At 53.1% G+C, this 20,221-nt stretch carries 14 protein-coding genes and 1 rRNA gene; 10 read left to right on the forward strand and 5 right to left on the reverse strand.

Annotated elements, in window-relative coordinates; translation table 11 throughout:
- Positions 1–9: 9 nt before the first annotated feature.
- Both Q8902_14475 and Q8902_14480 read right to left on the reverse strand, forming a co-directional pair.
- The gene (locus tag Q8902_14475; protein ID MDP4200763.1) at positions 10–2,268 is read right to left on the reverse strand and encodes a heavy metal translocating P-type ATPase; all 2,259 of its coding nucleotides are present in this window, start codon (positions 2,266–2,268) and stop codon (positions 10–12) included.
- Between the two features lie 125 nt (positions 2,269–2,393).
- The gene (locus tag Q8902_14480; GenBank protein ID MDP4200764.1) at positions 2,394–3,116 is read right to left on the reverse strand and encodes an FAD-dependent oxidoreductase; all 723 of its coding nucleotides are present in this window, start codon (positions 3,114–3,116) and stop codon (positions 2,394–2,396) included.
- A gap of 144 nt (positions 3,117–3,260) precedes the next feature.
- On the opposite strand from Q8902_14480, the gene mpl reads away from it, so the two are divergent.
- The 9 genes from mpl (at position 3,261) to Q8902_14525 (ending at position 13,918) form a co-directional block, all read left to right on the forward strand.
- The gene (mpl, locus tag Q8902_14485) at positions 3,261–4,661 is read left to right on the forward strand and encodes a UDP-N-acetylmuramate:L-alanyl-gamma-D-glutamyl-meso-diaminopimelate ligase (GenBank protein MDP4200765.1); all 1,401 of its coding nucleotides are present in this window, start codon (positions 3,261–3,263) and stop codon (positions 4,659–4,661) included.
- A gap of 75 nt (positions 4,662–4,736) precedes the next feature.
- The gene (locus Q8902_14490; protein MDP4200766.1) at positions 4,737–5,258 is read left to right on the forward strand and encodes a hypothetical protein; all 522 of its coding nucleotides are present in this window, start codon (positions 4,737–4,739) and stop codon (positions 5,256–5,258) included.
- 9 nt (positions 5,259–5,267) lie between these two features.
- Entirely contained in the window at positions 5,268–5,780 is a 513-nt protein-coding gene (locus tag Q8902_14495; protein MDP4200767.1) for a LytR C-terminal domain-containing protein, read from the forward strand.
- A gap of 14 nt (positions 5,781–5,794) precedes the next feature.
- Complete coding sequence (gene rsfS / locus Q8902_14500) at positions 5,795–6,436, forward strand: ribosome silencing factor (protein MDP4200768.1); 642 nt, start codon at positions 5,795–5,797, stop codon at positions 6,434–6,436.
- 20 nt (positions 6,437–6,456) lie between these two features.
- Positions 6,457–8,091, forward strand: a complete 1,635-nt coding sequence (gene argS, locus Q8902_14505) for an arginine--tRNA ligase (protein MDP4200769.1) — start codon at positions 6,457–6,459, stop codon at positions 8,089–8,091.
- A gap of 4 nt (positions 8,092–8,095) precedes the next feature.
- Entirely contained in the window at positions 8,096–9,454 is a 1,359-nt protein-coding gene (locus tag Q8902_14510) for a hemolysin family protein (protein MDP4200770.1), read from the forward strand.
- Between the two features lie 75 nt (positions 9,455–9,529).
- Positions 9,530–11,725: an OmpA family protein gene (locus Q8902_14515; protein ID MDP4200771.1), complete on the forward strand. Its 2,196-nt coding sequence runs from the start codon at positions 9,530–9,532 to the stop codon at positions 11,723–11,725.
- A 173-nt stretch (positions 11,726–11,898) separates the two neighbouring features.
- The gene (locus tag Q8902_14520) at positions 11,899–13,242 is read left to right on the forward strand and encodes an FAD-dependent oxidoreductase (protein MDP4200772.1); all 1,344 of its coding nucleotides are present in this window, start codon (positions 11,899–11,901) and stop codon (positions 13,240–13,242) included.
- Complete coding sequence (locus Q8902_14525; GenBank protein ID MDP4200773.1) at positions 13,235–13,918, forward strand: sugar transferase; 684 nt, start codon at positions 13,235–13,237, stop codon at positions 13,916–13,918. The genes Q8902_14520 and Q8902_14525 overlap by 8 nt, the downstream gene beginning before the upstream one ends.
- A gap of 32 nt (positions 13,919–13,950) precedes the next feature.
- Here the strand turns inward: Q8902_14525 and Q8902_14530 are convergent, their stop codons facing one another.
- The 3 genes from Q8902_14530 to Q8902_14540 all read right to left on the reverse strand — a co-directional run bounded on the left by Q8902_14530 (position 13,951) and on the right by Q8902_14540 (position 18,078).
- Positions 13,951–15,171: a hypothetical protein gene (locus Q8902_14530; protein MDP4200774.1), complete on the reverse strand. Its 1,221-nt coding sequence runs from the start codon at positions 15,169–15,171 to the stop codon at positions 13,951–13,953.
- Positions 15,172–15,228: 57 nt separating this feature from the next.
- Positions 15,229–17,397 carry a hypothetical protein gene (locus tag Q8902_14535; protein MDP4200775.1) on the reverse strand — a complete coding sequence of 723 codons (2,169 nt, stop codon included), beginning with the start codon at positions 17,395–17,397 and terminating at the stop codon, positions 15,229–15,231.
- A gap of 75 nt (positions 17,398–17,472) precedes the next feature.
- Positions 17,473–18,078: a hypothetical protein gene (locus Q8902_14540; protein MDP4200776.1), complete on the reverse strand. Its 606-nt coding sequence runs from the start codon at positions 18,076–18,078 to the stop codon at positions 17,473–17,475.
- A gap of 1,795 nt (positions 18,079–19,873) precedes the next feature.
- Between Q8902_14540 and Q8902_14545 the strand changes: the two genes are divergently transcribed.
- Positions 19,874–20,221, forward strand: a 16S ribosomal RNA gene (locus Q8902_14545); the annotation flags it as partial.

The raw sequence follows: 20,221 nt of genomic DNA on the forward strand, positions 1-20,221 counted from the left end.
TGTTCGGAATTAGAGTGATAAACGTTTCAAACGCAAGCTGTTGCTGACCACCGAAACAGAACTGAGCGCCATTGCGGCCCCGGCGATCATCGGGCTCAGAATGTATCCTGTAAAGGGATACAGAACTCCCGCCGCGATTGGAATGCCAATCACATTATAAATGAAGGCCCAGAAAAGATTTTGTTTGACGGTGCGCACCGTTGCACGTGAAAGCTTCATTGCCTTTGGTACTTGTCGCAGATCGGACGAGATGATCGTCATGTGGGCAACTTCCATCGCGATGTCTGTACCTGCGCCCATGGCAATCCCGACATCCGCTTGCGCTAGCGCTTCGGAATCGTTGATCCCATCACCGATCACAGCCACGATGTGGCCTTTCTTCTGAAGCGTCCGAACATAATCTCCTTTTTCGTTGGGCAGGAGTTCTGCTTCGAACTGGTCCACACCAGTCGTCTTGGCAACAATCTTCCCGCTTCGTTTGGAGTCTCCGGTCAACATAACGGTCACAATACCGAGGTCGCGCAGACTCTGAATCGCCTCCCGCGAGCCGACCTTAATCGGATCTCCAATGCTGATTGTCGCGAGCACCTGATGCTTTGTGAAGAAGTAGATGATAGTGTCTCCAGCCTCTTCTTCGGCACGCATTCTTGACTGCATCGCCATCGGGATGTGCATTCCGAGCGATTCCAGCAGACGAGCGCTTCCAACGTAAAACAACTCATTATCCATTCGTCCCTGCACTCCTCTGCCCGCCAGCGCTTCGAACTCGGTCAGAACGAGTGGCGCTGATTGGCCTTCCTTAGTAAAGTGCCGGGCGACCGCTTCTGCCAATGGATGTTCCGAGGCGCGTTCGAGTGCATAAAGGATCGCCGCATATTTTTCAATCTCTGTGATCTCTTCGGCCCAAATTAAGCTCGTAACGGTAGGCTTTCCTTCGGTGATTGTTCCGGTCTTATCCAGCACGACCGTATCAATCTTGTGGGTGATTTCCAAGCTCTGCGCATCGCGTATCAGAATCCCATTGTCAGCCGCCTTACCCATGCTGACAATCAACGCAGTCGGAGTCGCAAGTCCGAGCGCACAAGGACAGGCGATAATTAAGACCGTTACGGATGCCAGCAGCGCCTGTGGTATAAATGAAGTCCCGCTCAATAGCATCCATGCAGCGAAAGTCACAAATGAAATCCCAATGACGACGGGGACGAAAATGCCCGCAATCGTATCGACGAGTTTTTCGACGGGCGCTTTACTGCCTTGCGCTTGCTCAACTCGTCGGATGATCTGAGCGAGCATCGTTGTACTACCGACGGCCTGGGCATCGAGCGTGAGACTCCCCCGCTGATTCAGTGTGCCAGCGAATACTTTGCTTCCAGGCTGCTTCGCAACGGCAACGGGCTCTCCGGTAAGCATCGATTCGTCAACATAAGACGAGCCGCTGGTGACGATACCATCAACGGGTACCCTCTCCCCAGGCCTGATCACCACGGTGTCGTGCATCTGCACTGCTGCGACATGCACGTCCGTCTCTATCCCATTTCGTATGATGCGTACGGTGGCGGGCTGAAGTCCGATCAACTTTTTTAATGCATCGGAGGTCCGATCCTTCGCTCGGTGCTCCAGCAATGAGCCGAGTGAAATGAACGCAATAACCACAGCGGCAGACTCGAAGTAAATCGGCGGCCCCATCGACGACATGCCGTCAGAGAATAGCGTCGGCACGATGGTATTGACCATACTAAATGTAAACGCGATCCCCGTACTCAGCGCGACGAGCGTATCCATATTAGCATGGAAATGCCGAGCTTGGTTTATTGCGTTGACAAAGTACCGCCGACCAAACCAGAATACGACCGGAGCGGCAAGAGCAAGTTCAATCCATTTCGCAAGCCACCAACCCGGCGCGAACATCGCCAGGAAGACAACCGGTATTGAGAACAGAAAGGCAAAAATGGTATTGGTCTTGAGCTTCCGATAGGACGCTTCCTGCAACTCAGCGAGACTCGTATTATCGGGCTCGGCCTCGAGCAATAAATCATAGCCGGCGTTCCTGACACTGCGTTGCACTTCAACCAGACTCAACAAACGCGGTTGATACCGGATCAGGGCCGATTGATTCGCGAAATTTACATTGGCATCCTCCACTCCGGGCAGGGCATGTAGTGTCTTCTCGACACTGATGGCACACGATGCACAGGACATTCCAGTTACGGGGACTGTGATGGTAAGCGGAGAACTCGTACCCGCTCGACGCGACAGATTCTCAGCCACGGGAGTCCCTACCTGCTCTGGAGTCACTCTATTCATAACGGTGGTAGACCAACCACCATTATAACGAAAAACTTGGCCAAAGGATACGCCAGGCCATTATTAGTTAATAACGACCCAGTAAATGCTCAATAACCCGGAAACTCCTCGAAGCGAACATTGTCCTCGTCGGCACCAGCTTCGGCCAGCATCTTGCGCATCGCCGAAACGAATCCCGGAGGGCCAGCAAGATAAAATATCGGTGTCGCAAGATCAATCACATGCCGCTCGATCATGTCTTTGGTTATGAAACCATGATCTCCATGCCACTTCTGCTCCGATTTCTCCATCGCTGTCATCGTTGGAACGTAGTGGAAATTCGGATCGGAATGATCGAGCGCCATCAGCGTGTCAAGAAAGGGAGCATCTTCTGGAGTATTATTGGAGTGAAATAGAAAGAGCTGGTGCTGCAACCGCTTGTGCAAGGCATCCTTGACAATACTCATAAATGGAGTAATACCAATGCCTCCGGCCAAGAATACCGCCGGCTTAGAAGCGTTCTTATGCAGAGTAAATGACCCATATGGTCCGTCCCACGATAGTTCTGTGCCTGCAGGTGCGCTTCCAATGGTCCGCTTGAAAGCAGTATCACGCATCCGCGTGGCGAATTCGAGCTCCGGCTCGTGCGGAGCGCTGACGAGGGAAAAGGTCCGAACCGGCCCTTCTGCATCCATGTCTTTTGGCTCGATCAAGGTGAGATCGATCGTCTGACCAGCTTCATATTCAAATCCATTGGGCCGATCGAGATGAAACGCCCGTGTGCCATTCGCTATTAGGTCGCTGCCTAGAATCTTTAGTCGTTTGTCTGCCATATGTATTCCTCGTACAAAAATAGCTGATTCTGGAGTGATGATTTCCAAAATGCCCTTGCCTTCCTGAGTGTTCTACCCACATGAGACACATTCCTGGACCAACCGCATTCGATAAAGTCAATCAAATTAGATAACTCATAGACCATGCGCCTCTATTTCATTGGAATCTGTGGTACGGCGATGGGCAATGGCGCGCTGCTATTACGCGCTCTTGGCCACGAAGTCAGCGGCTCGGATGATAGCATCTATCCTCCCATGTCCTTGTTGCTCGCCGAGCAGGGGATAACGATGCTTCCTGGTTATCGAACTGAGAACCTCAATCCCGCGCCGGATCTGGTTATAATCGGCAACGCGATGTCGCGCGGGAATATCGAAGTCGAGACGGTGCTTGACCGGCGGTTGCCGTTCACGTCCCTGCCGGAATTGCTCAAGCGAGAGGTTATCCAGGGAAAAACCTCTGTTGTTGTGACCGGGACACACGGCAAATCGACGACATCTTCGCTCATGGCATGGACCCTCGAATCTGCCGGGCGCCGGCCAACTTTCCTGATTGGCGGGATTCCTGAAAATTTCGGACAGGGCTATCAAGCTCAACCTGACAGCGAGTTCGTCGTGCTCGAAGGCGACGAATACGACACGGCATTTTTCGATAAACGCTCGAAATTTATACACTACCTGCCGTCGACGCTGATTATCAACAATATTGAATTCGATCACGCCGATATCTTCGCATCGATCGATGAGATTAAGCTCACCTTCCGGCGGGCCGTGAATCTCGTGCCACGGAATGGTGTCGTTATTGCCAACGCTGACGATGACAATGTGAACGAAGTTATACTGGGCTCTCAGGCACCCGTCGTAACTTTCGGAATCAGTAGAAACGCCAACTTTCGCGCGCTCGATATTCAGTACACAGACCACTCGTCCCGGTTCCGCGTTCAAGCCGTTGGGCATCCAGAGGCGACATTAGAGATTCCGATGCTGGGCGAGTTCAATGTCCGGAATGCCCTCGCCGTCACTGCAGCCGCGCGGCATCATGGACTCTCCTTCGATGAAATTCAGACCGCATTCACGCAATTCAAGAGCATCAAGCGCCGCTTGGAAAAGAAGGGCGAGTTTGGTGGCGTCACGGTTTATGATGATTTCGCGCACCATCCGACGGCCATCCGTGCAACGCTGCAAGCGCTCCGCCAACGTCATCCAAAGGAACGACTGATTGCTATCTTTGAACCTCGCTCGAACACGACTCGCCGCAACATATTCCAGAAAGAGCTTGCCGAGTGTTTCGATGACGCCAACATCGTCTTTATGTCACAGATTGCCCGTCTGCACCTTCTGAAGGAAGAAGAGCGCTTGAATCCCGAAACCGTAATGGACGACCTGCGCCATCGCGGGAAGGATGCGTATTACTTGCCGGATGCCCCTGCCATCGCCGAGAAAGTCGGCGAAGTATCGAAATCCGGAGATGTCGTGATCGTGATGAGCAATGGGAGTTTCGGCGGCCTTCATGACCTGCTGAGGCAAATTTTGAGCAACGCGGAATAGGCAACGGGTTCGGAATTGAAACTTCTTCCACGGCGCGGGGTTTAAACGATACGTGCATTTAGGCCTCTAAGAACCATGAGAATTTTCATCGCAGCTTTCCTCCTTTGTACATCCCTCACCATTACCGCTGAGGCACAGTTTCGCTCGGACATTCAGAAGCAGGACCCGCCGTTGAACACTGCCGACGCAATGAAGGGAGGCGACTTCTTTTCCACGCTGCTCGATCCCGCGCGCTTCTCGATGCATCAGACATATTCTATGTCAGTCATGTCCTCCGGCATGGGTAATTATGGCTTGAGCATGTTCACAAACACCTTCAGCTATAAGGCGTCTGACGATCTCTTTATCTCTGCCGATGTCTCGGCCGTTTATTCGCCGTTTAGCTCGTTTGGAAGCGCATTTCAGAATCAAATGAATGGCATCTACCTGACCAATGCCCGGCTCGACTGGAAGCTTGGAGAGAATACATTCATGCGCGTTGAATACGTCGGTGGGCCACCCAGTTATGGCTACAATCCATTCGGCTACGATTCGTATAATCCATTCTCGAATGGATTAACTAGCACCCCGCCCCCTGCCAAACTGCCCGGACATTAAGACCATCATTTGGCCAGACGGCGGCTTATCGATCGAATCATTGGCGGTAGCGAGCGAGAGCGCGAACGACGCCGACGCCTTGCTGCCCAATTCGCATCCTGGATCTTTGTCGGAATTGTCGTATTACTCGTGGGCTTGCTTGGGGCACAGTTCTTTACCAGAACGGTTCTCACTCACCCGGTAAGTGGTGAACTTGATCGGCCCGATATGCTCGTCCGGAAAGGCGAGCGGATTCAGGTCAATGTGCTTAATGGTTCGAACCGCTCGCGGGTCGCGCTTCGGTTTACCGATTATCTGCGTGCCCGAAAGTTCGATGTCGTCCATATTGACAACTACAAGGATACCGGTGTCGCACGATCGTTTCTCGTCGATCGCGTCGGCGATAGCATCTCCGCTAAGAAGCTCGCGTATGCTCTCGGAATCGAAGACTCGCTCATTCGGCGTGATATTGACACCGAAGAATATGTTAAGGCCGATGTCATAATCGGTAAGGATTTTCCGCAACTCAAACCAATGAAGTAGCCAGCACACCCAGAATGGGAAAAACGCTCAAAAAGAAGACAACTCCAAAATCGAAATCGGCCATTGATAAGAAGCCTGCTCTCGGATCGAAGCCGGCCAAGAAAAGTCCCACAGCGAAGAGGCCCGCAGCCAAGCGGCCTGCAGCGAAGACGCTGGCACGAACACCCCGGCCAACGCCGCAAGCCGAAGATCCAATTCGCGTGGCCGCCCTCAAGGCTGCTCAGTATGCCATCGAAAAGAAGGCGGAGGCCGTCCGTCTGCTCGATTTGCGGAAGGTCACCACGATGACGGACTTTTTCGTCATTGCCACTGGCACCAGTGACCGCCAAGTCAAAGCTATCGCCGAAAACGTAATCGCCGAAATGCGGGACACCGAGGGAATCCCGGCATGGCGAAGTGAAGGTTGGGAGCGCCTGGACTGGGTCCTCATTGATTTTGTCGATTTTGTGGTTCATGTATTCCAGGAAGAAGCCCGGAAATATTACAATTTGGAGCGGCTCTGGGGAGATGCCCTGACAATTGATGTCGAGGACACCTCACGGCCGAAGCGCAGAAAAGCTTCGAAGGCTCCATCTGCGGAGGGCGCCCGGGCCACACCACGACGAAAGTCGGCAGTCCGGGTCATCAGCGAGTTCAAGCACGTAGGGACGAAATAGTTAGGAAGTCGGAGATACAAATGGAGGTTTATTTGGGGCGGCATTTCCGCTCTGCGCTCGATCGCTTGGGCGCGCCGAACGATACCCGTGTGGAATTCGAAATTCCGCAGAATGCGTCGCATGGCGATCTTTCTACGAATGTCGCAATGACACTCGCCAAGCCGCTCAAAAAGTCGCCTCGCCAGATCGCACAGGAAATCATTGGGCACCTCGATCTCGATAGTGGTTACGTGCGCTCGATCGATATCGCCGGTCCGGGCTTCATCAACGTGACATTCAGTAAGACCTATCTCATCGATCAGTTGCGCGCGCTGCTCGATGAAGGCGCGAGATTTGGACGCACGCGGACAAACGAGGGCAAGGCCATCAATCTCGAGTGGGTCAGCGCCAACCCGACCGGAAGGCTCCATGCTGGCCATGGCAGACAAGTTTGCCTGGGTCAGGCGATCGCGAATCTCCTCGAATGGACGGGCGGAAATCTTACGCGCGAGTATTATTTCAACAATGCCGGCAACCAAATGGCGAATCTCGCCAAGTCGGTGCGCGTCCGATATTTGCAGCAGTTGGGCGAGCAAATCGAACTGAATGATGACGGCTACCGCGGCGAAGAGATCGTCGACATCGCCAAGCAAATGGTCGCTGAGTTCGGCGAATCGAAACGAGGCGCTCCCCTTTCGGTCTTCCAGTCCTACGGTGAACAAGCTAACTTTGGCAGCATCCGGTCGACCCTCGATCGACTGGGCGTCCACCATGACGTCTTCTTCAATGAGAATTCGCTGTACGACTCGGGCGCGGTTGAATCGACGATCCGCGAGTTCAAAGAGCACAACTTGGCCTATGAAAAGGATGGCGCCTTGTGGCTCAAGCTCTCCGAAATGGGAGAGAAAGAAGACCGGGTGATTGTGAAATCCTCAGGCGAACCAACGTACCGCCTGCCAGATATCTGCTATCATCGCAACAAACTGGGCCGGGGCTACGACCAGATCATTGACATCTTTGGCGCCGATCATATCGCCACGATTGCCGATGTCCTTGCGGCTCTCCGTGCATTAGGATACGACACCGCGCGAATCAAGGTCATCATTCATCAGATGGTCTCGTTCGTTTCGGGTGGCGAATTGATCATGTTCTCGAAGCGGAGCGGTGGTGCATATACGCTCGACGAATTGATCGAGGATGTCGGAGCCGATGCTGCCAAGTTCTTCTTCAACATGCGCTCGGCCGGTTCACATTTGGAGTTCGATGTGGAACTTGCCAAAGAGCAATCCGAAAAGAACCCTGTCTATTACGTGCAGTATGCGCATGCTCGCATTGCGAGCATTCTTCGATTTGCAGAACAGCAAGGTCTTGATATCAGCCAGGTCGAGCGGGCCGATCTGACCATACTCGATCATGTCGAAGAGCACGCACTCATTAAAGTCTTGCTCCGCTTTCCAACGGTCCTGGACCGATCCGCCGTTTCGCTTGCCCCGCATCATGTCTGCGAGTATCTTCGCGAGGTCGCGCAACAGTTCCATAAGTTCTATCACGACTGCCGCATTGTCGGAAGTGCGCCGGAGCTACAATCTGCGCGGCTTGCGCTCACACTCGCTGCCAAGCGCGTTTTGGCCGGCGGCTGTGCCGTGCTCGACGTGACTGCGCCGGAAAGCATGTAACCCGATGATCCCCATGGGCGGCGAGATTCTGCTCGTCATTTTTTTTCTCATCCTGCATGCATTCTTCTCGCTGGCTGAGACGAGTGTGCTCAGTGTTCGGCGAAGCCGATTGCATGAGATGCTGGAGGATGAGAAGACTCCGGAGTGGAAGATTCGCCGGGCACGCAAAATCCTCGCGTTCAAATCAAATCCGGAAAGTTTTATCGCGACGGTCCAGTCCGGCTCGGTCTTCTTCAGTTTTTTGGCGGCCACGTACACCGCGTTCATTGCGTATGAGCATATCTGGCCAGTCGTTCAGCGAATCTTCGGCTTCTCTGCCGATTTCAGTCTTGCCATTGCCTTCATTGTGATGATCATAGGTGTAACAGTACTCGATCTCACGTTCGGTGCGCTCATACCGAAATCTATTGCGCTTCATCAATCGGAGCCGATCGCATTGGCCATTGCGCCGACGCTCGGTCTGATCCTCCGGACGCTGAAGCCCATCGTACACCTTCCGGTTGTAATCTCGAATTTGGTGCTCCGACCACTCAAGGACCGGACAAGCTTCACAGAGAGTCTGATTTCCGAGGAAGAATTTCGCGTCATGCTCGAAGAAGGCACACGAAGTGGCACCATTGACAAGACCGAGAACGAACTGATCGAGAATATCTTCGATTTCCGCGACCGGACCGCACGCGAAATTATGGTCCCGCGTATCAAGATGAGTGCGATCAACCTTGACTTACCGCGTGAGGAGGTGATAGATCGGATTATCCAGGAGGGATACACGCGGCTACCTGTCTATCGGGATACGCTCGATAATGTTCTTGGGGTCATTTACTCCAAGGATGTCGTCGCGCTCATCGAGCATCCGGAGCTGATTATCCTTTTTGACATTATACGACCGGTGCCATTCGTCCCTGAAACCAAGAATATTGCCGATCTTTTGGGGGAATTACAGCGAGAGAAACACCATCTGGCCATTGTCGTAGATGAATTTGGTGGTACCGCCGGTCTGATCACGCTCGAAGATATTATCGAAGAAATTGTCGGCGAAATTCAGGACGAGTACGACGAGGAGCAGCGCACACTTCAGGTCGCCGAGGACCGCTTGTCGGCAGCGCTTTCCGCCAATTACTCTATCGCCGATGCGAATCGTGAACTGGAAAAGATCTTTCCTGACTTTCACATTCCCGACGATGAGGAGTACGAATCGGTCAGCGGCTATGTCAATAAGCTCTTTGGACACATTCCGGATTTGGGCGAGACGATCGAAACACAGGGGGTCAAGATCGTTGTTGCAGCCAAAGGTCCGATGAATGTTTCAAAGGTCCGATTCGAGGCGATGCCCGATTACAATTTACGAATTACGAATGGTTAATGGATACTGTTGGAAGCTGAAACACTTGGTTATGCTCGTGAGAGTTCATTCGTCATCCGTTATTCGTAATTGAACATGCGCGTATCGCTTGCGGCGCTTGCTGCTATTTTTTCTCTGCTTGCCTCCGGACTCCTGCTCGCCCAGCAGCCTTCGAGTGATGTGCTGAAACTCGCACGCGCGGGGTTCGACTATGAGCAGCAAGGCGAATACCGGCTGGCAATCTTCGAGTATGACACCGCGATCAAACTCGACCCGAAATATCCCTATCCGTATGAGCGAATCGGGGCAATTTACCAGCGGGTCAAAAACTATCCGCTGGCGATCAGCTACTACTCGCGCGCCATTCAGCTTGACAGCAGCTTCGATGTCTATAACTACTTTAATCTCGGTCCCTGCTATCGCATTCTTGAGAAGCACGATAGTGCTATTATTGCGCTGAAGGAGTTTTTGCACCGCATCCAGCCTGTCAATCATTATGACACCGTCAGCATGAAGGATGCCGATTGGTGGATCAAGTTTAACCTTGGCTGCATCATAGAAAAAGCGAAGCCCAAGAATACCGGAGAGCCGGTGAAGCTCAGCGAAATCAGTAGTAGCTTTGATGATTTCGCACCGAGCGTCACAGCGGATGGGCAGGTGCTCTTTTTCACGTCGCGCCGTGCCGGTACGAACGCAAAGCAAGAGATCGAAACTGGCGATTTCGGCGAGGACCTCTTTGTCAGTCACAAAGATACAAGCGGTCGCTGGGGACCTGCGGCTCCGCTACCTCCCCCGTTGAACTCGATCGACGACGAAGGCGCAGCTACCATCAGTGCGGACGGACAAACGATGTACATCAGTCTCTGTCGCCGACCAGACGGAGCAGGAGACTGCGATATTTATAAGTCCGATCTCGTCGGCTCGGAATGGACCAAGCCAATAAATATGGGCCGTTCCATCAACTCGCCGCTCTGGGACGCACAGCCCTCGGTGACGGCCGATGGACAGACCATGTACTTCTCGAGTCGCCGGATGGGTTCGATGGACAGCTCTGAAGATATCTATGTCACCTATCGCAATACGGACGGCTCCTGGATCCCACCGAAGAACCTCGGCGAACCGGTGAACACCCGCTTCAACGAATGCTCGCCGTTCATCTCCGCCGATGGTCGGACGCTTTACTTTTCCTCGAACGGACATCCTGGATTCGGCAATATGGATCTCTTCATGTCGCGTCGCCTCGACGATGGTACCTGGAGCGTGCCGGTCAACCTAGGAGAGCCGATCAACTCCTATGGCGACGATGAATTCCTAACAATCCCCGCCAGTGGCGATAAGATCATATATTCCTCGCAGCGCAAGAATGCGCGCGGCCCACTGAATTTATTCCAGGCAGTGCTTCCGCCACAGTTCCGTCCGGGGCCAGTCACACTCGTCGCTGGGACGGTCTATGACCGTGTGACAGACCATCCGGTCGGTGCCCGGGTCGAAGTCAACGATCTGAAGACCGATCAACTCGTTGCTGTTTATCGAGCAAACAGAGTGACCGGCAAATTCTACATTGCCCTTGGGACGGGGAAGCTCTATGGGATCACGGCCCTCGCGGATGGCTATGTCCATTTCTCCGATAGCGTGCAGGTGCCGGACACGATTTCATACCGCGAGGTCACACACGACCTGCCTCTAACGCCGCTGCCTGAAACCATCGCCGCCAACCAAGGCAAAGGACAAGAAAATGCGAATGAGCCCGGCGCACAAAACGGCAAGTTGCAGCCAGGAAACGAACAGCCAGGTAAGATAGAAACTGGAAAGCAGCCGGGCAAGACTCTCCCTGGGAAGCAATTGCCTGGAAAGCAAAAACCTGGTAAGGCACAGCCTGGCAAGGAGCAGCCCGGAAAACAACAACCTGGTAAGGTTGCTGTACCGGGCGCGATTGATACGGGTAGCGGAATTGCAATTCAACTCAATAATATCTTCTTCGATTTCAACAAGTCGGACTTACGGCCAGAGTCACACACCGAGCTACGCTATTTGATCGAGATGCTAAAGCAGCAGCCGAAATACCGTATCGAGATCGATGGGCACACGGATAGTGTGGGTACCGTCGCTTATAATAAAAAACTCTCGGAGGCTCGCGCACAGTCAGTACGCACCTATCTTGTTTCGCAAGGAATTGCCGCGAATCGACTTGTCGCCCGTGGCTTCGGGGCGACCCGCCCGATCGCTTCGAACGCGACGGAAGAAGGCCGCAGTAAGAATCGGCGGACGGAATTCCGGTTCATCAAATCTTAAGATCGATGGCATCTGCCTCGGCGGATGCCTCTTTCATTGGAGTCCCATTGATTGAACTGGGACCTTCACGCACATAGGTCATAAATATCTGACCTGTTCTCCCCTGTTACCTTTCGAAGGTTCGCGAGTCTTCTATGTATGCAATCGAGGGTTCACTATAAACTTCGCGACTGATGCCAGGCGCAGGACCACGGCCTGTGATCCTTGGCGCTGGCCTTGCTGGCCTTAGCGCTGCTTATCACATGTGCGAGCCATATGACATCTTCGAGGCCAATGCTTCGGCCGGAGGGGTTGCACGATCGTTGACTTGTGCTGGCTTCACGTTCGACCATGCGATCCATGTACTCTTTTCTAGCGATCCATATGCATCGCGACTGATCCGGGCGTTGCTCGGTGATGATTTTGCCGAGCATGAGCGTAGTGCATGGATTTACTCCAATGACGTCTATACGCGCTATCCGTATCAGGCGAATCTCCATGGTCTTCCTTCCGCTATTATTCGCGAGAATCTGCTCGGGCTTATCATGGCACGATTTGGACCGAAAACCGGACCAATTCGAAATTTCGAGGACTGGACTCGCACCATGTTCGGCGATGGCATCGCGAAGAACTTCATGCTTCCGTTTAATCGCAAAGTCTGGGCGACGGAGCCGCGGGAAATGGGATTCGATTGGATCGACGGCCGCGTGATGCTGCCCGATATTGACCAGATCTTTGTGGGAGCATTCCGCACCTCTAATTTCAAACATGGACCGAACGCAGTCTTTTGGTATCCACGGCGCGGTGGAACTGCGGCACTGTATCGTGCTTTCCAAGCGAGGATTAATCACGTCTCACTACTCATGCGTTGCGTTGCTATTGACCCAAACACCCGAACCGTCTGGTTCGAGAACGGAAAAACATGCAAGTACAGCTCGCTGATCAGTACTATGCCCCTCCCCACACTTATTAGCAGAATGGACCACGTTCCTGCAAGAATCCATTTACTCGCTTCGCAGCTCCGTGCCAATCGCGTTATTACGGTTAATCTCGGAATCGATCGTGAGAATATCAGTGACAAGCACTGGGTGTATTTTCCAGAGGCAGAATTTGAATTTCATCGGATCAGTTTTCCAGCCTCGTTTGCGAAATCGCTCGTGCCGAATGGCACAAGTTCGATCATGATCGAATTTTCGGAATCGGACACGCGACCAATTGAACGCAAGCGGCTCATCGAGCGGACCATTCGACAACTCCGCCGCATTCGTGTCATCGATAAGCACGATACCATCCTGCACCGCTCCATCACGGAAATCGATCCGGCATATATTATTCAGGGCATCGACCACGGTTCCATCGTCGGAGAGATTCAGGAATATCTTCGGAGCCTCGGGATCATATCTTGTGGTCGCTTTGGTGAATGGGCATATCTCAACATGGACCAAGCCATACTCAGCGGTAAACACGCGGCAGAAGATGCAATGGGCGGCTGCGTGACCAAGCCAACATTCAATATTCCCGAAATAGCACGTGCCTGAAGAACAGTCCTCAGAAGATCCCCTTGCGCCCATTCGCCTTGTGCGGACCGACCGCATGAGTGATTCGATCTACATTCGCGCCGGTAAACGATCATTCGATCTTTTGCTCTCTATCCTCCTCGTACTCCTTCTCTTGCCGTTTCTTCTACTATTCACCTTTGCGATCGCTATTACAAGTCGCGGACCGGTCATTCTTTGCCAGCAACGGATCGGATTGTGCGGCAAGCCGTTTGGATTTCTGAAGTTCAGATCAATGCGGCTCACGATGAAGATGATGGATATCGATCAACATGCCGCTGGACTTGCACGCCATGGGATGCTACTCAAACCGGATAACGATCCACGAGTCACCCGCGTCGGGCGATTTCTTCGCAAGCATTCGTTGGACGAGTTGCCTCAACTCATAAATATCATCAAAGGCGAAATGAGCTTCGTGGGGCCTCGTCCACTCCTGCCGTTCATGGTCGAGCCATATCCCGAAGAGAATCGTGCGAGATCTACCGTACTACCGGGACTCACTGGCTTCTGGCAGATTTATGCTCGTAGCGAAAGTAATTCGCTTCTACAAATGATCGACTACGATCGACAATATATCGAAAGCATATCACTCCGGACTGACCTGCGAGTGCTAATGGCCACGCTGCCAAACATCCTGTCTGGCAAGGGTGCAAAATAACTACTGCGCTTCGTGGATAACGACATATGTCATCAGCGAGCGAGCATTAGCGGAAGTTTCTCGATGCGGCCATTCGTGCGGATAAGACACTCGTACATCCCATCGGGCAAGCCTACGGGATTCCATATGAATGTATGCTCTCCAGCCGTTAGCTCACCCGAGAATATCTTCGTGACTTCAACGCCGAGCAAGTTCACGACCGTGAGATCCGCATAACCACTTTTTTCAAGCGTAACGGATATATTTGTGGATAGCGAAAAAGGGTTTGGGTAAGTGCGAAGCTCGTGCTTCGCTGTCGACGGTTGCGACACTGCCGCTGGGCCGATCATTTCGGAGAGCGGGCGACGCCAAATGCCTTGCTCGGCACCGTAATACGTGCCAGCAAAGAGATTGGTGTTATCGGTCATCAGACGACAGATGCTCGTAGAATCGGACATCTCTTCATTCTTCGCATTCCAGGTCTCACCATCGTCACTGGTCACAAAGATCCCGTAGAACGATCCAACGATCAGATCGCCGCCAATAGGAAGCAGCGTGTTCGCCGAAACCTGATATGGCGGCAGCAGGCTTGTTGCCCGGTGCCAGGAAGCACCGCCCTTTGACACGAAAATTCCCGTTTGGGTGGCCACAAACAGGTTGGATCCGACTGTGGCGAGTGAGAAGGCTCCGGAATCGGTGAGACCTGCGTCAAACGGTTGCCACGTATTCCCGCCGTTGGTCGAACGATAAATCCCATCGCCGGCAGCATACAACACCGTCCCAAGCATGCAGAAGTCATTGACATATTCCGACGTGATTCCCGTCGAAGCACGCGTCCACGTATCACCCCCATTGGTCGAGCGTAGCACGCCACTCAGACCAGTCGCTGCGAAAATTGTATCTCCGACCGCGGCGAAGGCACGGACTTCATCATACGCGCCTGTATTCAATAAGGCCCACGTCGTGCCGCTATCGGTCGAACGGTAAATTTGGGCGTAGAATGTTCCCGCGTATAAGTCCACCCCGCAGGTTGCTAGCGCCGTGATGTGTGTTTGGGACAGGAGAGCGCTCGCCGAGACCCAGTTTAGACCTCGGTCAGTCGAGACGAGTACGCCGATCTCCTGCGTGCCTGCAAACAACTTATCTCCGAGAATAGCGAATGAGTTAACCGAGCCACCCGAAGGAGACGTTGTCGATATCCATTGGCCCCACGCCGGTGCCGCGAACAGGACATAGCAAAGTATGGCAGGATAAGCAGATCTCTTCCAACGCATAAGAACCTGTCCTTAGCAAAGGCGGGAACAGTGTTGAAAGTGCCCGTTTGGGACCTTCTACCGCTCCAACATCACCCGCAGCTTCTCGACTCGCCCATTCATGCGGATTAGGCACTCATACATTCCATTGGGCATGGCTGCGGGATTCCACCTAAATGTGTGCTCCGATGCATCCAACACGCCCGAAAAGATGCGCGCGACTTCCCCGCCGAGGAGATTCACGATGGAGACGTCTGCATAGCCGCCCCCTTCCGGCGTGAAGGAGATTGCTGTGGATTGGGAGACGGGATTCGGGTAACATTGAACCCGGACCGAGGTTGTTGGAAGTGATGCAACAGCACTCTCAATGCCAAAATCTGACAGAGGGCGGTACCAGACACCCCAGCTATCCGTGCCGGCGAAGAGATTTTTCCCAAGCACCGCGAGGGACGTCACGGTGGTGTGCGGAAGGCTATAATCCGGAAGGCCACTCGCTGTCACCCAGGTTTCGCCGTCATCCGAAGAGTACAAGAGTCCTAGATTGCTATTCAAGAATATGCGACCGTTGCCGATGGTGAATATTCCTGTCCCGAAATCCGTAAAACCTGGTAAGTTCACGTTGATGTGAGACCATGTGTGACCATCATCTCTTGATATATAGTCAGCGTTGACATACTCGCCATCCGAATAGCCTGTCGAGGCAAAGAGATTGTGTTCGCCTGCGACAATAAAGTAGAAGAAATCATCTTTGTCTGTATCGATTCCGGCATTCGAAGGCTGCCACGAATCCCCCCCGTTCGACGACCGATAGATCCCGGAGTATCCAACTCCAAGGAGGAGATCGGAGCCACGACGAAGAAGTGGCCCCATACCATGGACCCCAAGCCCATTGTTGACTCCTACCCAGGTTACGCCTGAATCAACGCTGCGATAGACGCCGTATGCCACGGCGGCCAAAATTGTATCGCCAAAGGTCACAATCCCAGCGACATCGCCGCTGCCATACGTCGGCCGCTCGACTGTTCCGGGCATCGTCGTATCGATCACCGCTAATGACCGGCCCGGAATCGGAGACCTCACGATTTCACCATCGGAGATAAGCGCGCGTCCCCCATTCGTGAAGATGACTCCTACTCGACCACTCGTGATGTCGGAGTCGTCGAGCACCCAGTTCGATCCGTTGTCGGTTGTGCGATAGAAGCCTGCCGTAAAGAGCGCCGAATCTACGACAGTCATTCCGCCGACGCCTCCGTTTGGCAAGCCAGTGACCGACATCGACCAACTCGCGCCACGATCGTGTGAAAGGAAGATTCCCAGGCTACATCCCGCGATGAACTCGGAGTCGGTGGCGGAGAAACTGAGGACGTTCTCCGTAAAATTGCTATCGACGTTGGTCCATGTCGCACCGCTATCCTGAGATCGAAAGAGTCCGCTACCCAGGAAATAAACGCTCTCACCAAGATTTGCGAATCCATTGCTAACATATCTATTGGCGGTGTCTGATTTCAAACCAGTATTCGACGGCTGCCATGTGGCGCCGCCATCCAGCGAGCGATACACTCCGTTCTCATATGTCGCCGCCAACAGGGTCGGACCGATCGACCAAAAACTTTGAACGGGCGGAAGGCCCGCGCCGACGCGCACCCAATTCGCACCGCCATCGGTGGATCGGAACACTCCACTATCATTGGAAGCCTGCGCGAGCACTATATGGGGCGCAGAATAAATCACGTAGAACGGGACATTTGGCAAACCGCGATTTACCGTCGCCCAGGTTTGCCCGTAGTCCGTTGAACGATAGACTGATCCGGTTGCGGGTAAGACATACGAATTGTCCAAGCATGAACCTGCATACAGCGTGTCCGCATCGGATGTGATGCAGGTGATTGTGCCGACGACGCCGGCACCCACGACAGTCCATGTCGCACCATTATCGCTGGAGCGCACGAGACCACCACACGGCACTGCGAACAGATAGGGCTTCAGAGAGATCAAAGTGGTGACCGCATAGCCCGAGACGGTCGTAACCGGAGCCCACGTTCGTCCACCATTTTCGGAAACGAACACGTCTTTACCCACACTCGAGCCAACGCCCGCAAACACTTTCCCATTGTGAATGGCAAGCGATGTTACGCTGGGGCCGCCACCCGGCCCATTGGTCGGTATCCACTGTGCACGTGAGGAATTGCTGAAGACGAGAGCAAGCGCCGTGACTGTGGCGCACGTGATGAGTTGCTTTCTGGACATGACGACTCCTTAAGTGAGACGGAGAAGCGACTCTCCGACAGACAAAGAACACATGCCGCCAGCAATCGTCACACCCTAACGCAGCAACATCACCGGCAGCTTTTCGACTTGCCCGTTCATGCGGATGAGACACTCGTACATCCAATCGGACAAGCCGGCGGGATTCCACATGAAGGTATGCTCCGCTGCTGTTAACTCGCCCGATAATATCCGCGCGACCTCCACGCCGAGCAGATTCACGATCGAGATATCCGCATAGCCGCTCGCCACTGGCGTGAAGGAGATGGTTGTGGATGTGGTGAAGGGATTGGGGAAGGCGTGAAAGGCGAACTTAGTAACCGATGACTGCGGCACAGCGCTTTGGGGGATTACTTGCGAAAGGGGCCGAGTCCACAGCAGGCGACCGGTCGAAACAACAAAGTCATTTCCGACCAGCGCAAGGGCAATGATCGAAGTGTCCGGTAAGCCAATGCCGATATCTTCCCAACTTGCACCACTGTCAGAAGACATAAAAACACCGCCGCCGCTATCTGAACAGGCGATGATTCTGCTGCCTATCACGCTCAGAATCGTTACGTCAGAATACCTCAAGCCGCTATCGACTGCAGACCAGCTCGCTCCACTATCAAGCGATCGGAGTACTCCTGCACCATAACTTCCGGCGAATAACGTGGTTCCCATCGTGGCAAGAGCCTGGACGTACTCGGAACTAAGACCTGCATCAGCCGCAATCCAATTCGCGCCACTATCAGCTGAACGAAACACCCCGTGCCCATCCCTCGAACTGGCAAATAAGAGGCTCCCCATAGTAGCAAGGGAGCTGATCCAGGGATAGAAACGCAACGTATCATAGCGAACAAAATATGGTAGCCATTATTCAACTCTGTCCAACTCACGCCATGGTCCCTTGATCCTACAATACCCAAGGTGCCGCAGCTACCCGCATAGAGATTAGTACCATCCTCAAGAAATGCATCAACACACCCATTCCGCGATTCAATCACTGACCAAGTTGCCCCGCTGTCGGTTGAGGAAAAGACGCCATCCTCTGTTCCGGCGTACAGAACAGCACCGTTAACCACAAGCGTCAAAATAATACTGCTCCGATGACCCCACCTAAGCGCAAGCGGAAACCAAGTGTTGCCTCGGTCTGAGGAAACGTAGAGGCCGTCGTCAGTCCCCGCAAGGACGTTCAATCCACTAGATGCAAGACTCGAAATATAAAGAACCTCCGGTCCATTCATCTGCACCCACTGCGCGCGAGAGGAATTAGCGTATCCAAACATCACCGCAAGAAGTGCAGAGTAGATGACGAACATTTTGACCCTGAAAGCAGTCATGAGATGAATCCTACAATCCTTTCTATTAGGAAGACCAACGAAACAGCAAAAGGTTACACGGATGGGCAAAAGTAATTCGATTAGGAAACGACGGCGATCCTCAGTGCTCTTTTCGTCGTATATTGATTCCATGATGATGGGCACCAGGCTGGGGGAAAAAGATGAAGGCTGAGATGAAGGATGAAGGCGGAGAGAGCGTTCATTAAATGACAATTCAAAAGAGAGAAACGACGAATTCCAACAATCGTTGAAATTGGCGCGGAATCGCCACCGTTCATGAAGCACAAACGTTCGCGCACCATGTTGCACTTCCAGAAGACACGATTGTCATTGCGAGCGAAGCGAAGGAATCCCGCTCGGGGGGAGCTCGGCCTTCGGTCAGGGGATTGCTTCGTCGTGCTCCGCACTACTCACAATGACATTTTGGGGTGACGACTCAACTTCATACGAATTTTTTCATCTGATTTTCGATTCGCGGAACGTGGAGTGGAGCATTGTGGTTAGACGCCCCGCCAATCGAAAATCGCTTGCCGATTTCATCGACAAGCAGAGTGGGTGATAATGAGATCATTGATGATCTCAAATCACTTACCACCGGACGGGCAATGGTGCGTCAACGATCCTCCAAAGATCCAGCAGACCTCCGCCCCGGGAAAATAAAAACGATAACTTCTCATAATAATGGCCGGGAGTGCGAACTTCCGCGGGGGACTTCGGGTTATACCCGCCCCTCTGAGAAACGGACTAAACGCCGTCTCGAATGGGAAACAAAGTGTTCATTGAAATGGAAGGGCGATCGATTGTAGATCGATCGCACAGTCAGCATGATGAGTCGACGCAGTGATGCGTCGAGGTAGCTTGCGGATTCAGGAGACATCTTGAATCCTTGATAAGCAACAGACTCATCAAGCAGCAAGCAACCGTGAATTACTTCCACTCCCCTTTCAAGGAGAGTAGAAGTGTTGAGATTCACACACTTGCAATCTGGAACAACATAGCATTTAATTATGCCACGTTGTTCTGAGATTTCAGTATCAAACGGAAACGTATTACAGACTGCGGATCAAGATCCTCTTTATTGAGGTGTGGGTTCGCGGACATCCTAAGCCGCAAGGCGTAGGCAAGTGAAAAAATGTACTACGGAGAGTTTGATCCTGGCTCAGGACGAACGCTGGCGGCGTGCCTAACACATGCAAGTCAAGGCGGTAGCAATACCGACTGGCGCACGGGTGCGGAACGCGTAGGCAATCTGCCCACGAGGGGAGAACAACCAGCCGAAAGGTTGGCTAAATCTCCGTAACATAAGAAGCCGGCATCGGTTTTTTATCAAGCTTTCTTGTGGATGAGCCTGCGTCTGATTAGCTAGTTGGTAGTGTAACGGACTACCAAGGCTTCGATCAGTAGCTGGTCTGAGAGGATGATCAGCCACATTGGGACTGAGACACGGCCCAGACTCCTACGGGAGGCAGCAGTGGGGAATCTTG

The organism is Bacteroidota bacterium (genome assembly GCA_030706745.1).
Lineage (GTDB): Bacteria > Bacteroidota > Ignavibacteria > Palsa-1295 > Palsa-1295 > PALSA-1295.

What these genes read in the sequence shown, in the direction of transcription:
- Q8902_14480 (MDP4200764.1), bottom strand. Translation starts at nt 3,116, where the DNA reads ATGGCAGACAAACGACTAAAGATTCTAGGCAGCGACCTAATAGCGAAT.
- mpl (MDP4200765.1), top strand. Translation starts at nt 3,261, where the DNA reads ATGCGCCTCTATTTCATTGGAATCTGTGGTACGGCGATGGGCAATGGC.
- Q8902_14490 (MDP4200766.1), top strand. Translation starts at nt 4,737, where the DNA reads ATGAGAATTTTCATCGCAGCTTTCCTCCTTTGTACATCCCTCACCATT.
- rsfS (MDP4200768.1), top strand. Translation starts at nt 5,795, where the DNA reads ATGGGAAAAACGCTCAAAAAGAAGACAACTCCAAAATCGAAATCGGCC.
- argS (MDP4200769.1), top strand. Translation starts at nt 6,457, where the DNA reads ATGGAGGTTTATTTGGGGCGGCATTTCCGCTCTGCGCTCGATCGCTTG.
- Q8902_14510 (MDP4200770.1), top strand. Translation starts at nt 8,096, where the DNA reads ATGATCCCCATGGGCGGCGAGATTCTGCTCGTCATTTTTTTTCTCATC.
- Q8902_14515 (MDP4200771.1), top strand. Translation starts at nt 9,530, where the DNA reads ATGCGCGTATCGCTTGCGGCGCTTGCTGCTATTTTTTCTCTGCTTGCC.
- Q8902_14520 (MDP4200772.1), top strand. Translation starts at nt 11,899, where the DNA reads ATGCCAGGCGCAGGACCACGGCCTGTGATCCTTGGCGCTGGCCTTGCT.
- Q8902_14530 (MDP4200774.1), bottom strand. Translation starts at nt 15,171, where the DNA reads ATGCGTTGGAAGAGATCTGCTTATCCTGCCATACTTTGCTATGTCCTG.
- Q8902_14535 (MDP4200775.1), bottom strand. Translation starts at nt 17,397, where the DNA reads ATGTCCAGAAAGCAACTCATCACGTGCGCCACAGTCACGGCGCTTGCT.
- Q8902_14540 (MDP4200776.1), bottom strand. Translation starts at nt 18,078, where the DNA reads ATGGGAACCACGTTATTCGCCGGAAGTTATGGTGCAGGAGTACTCCGA.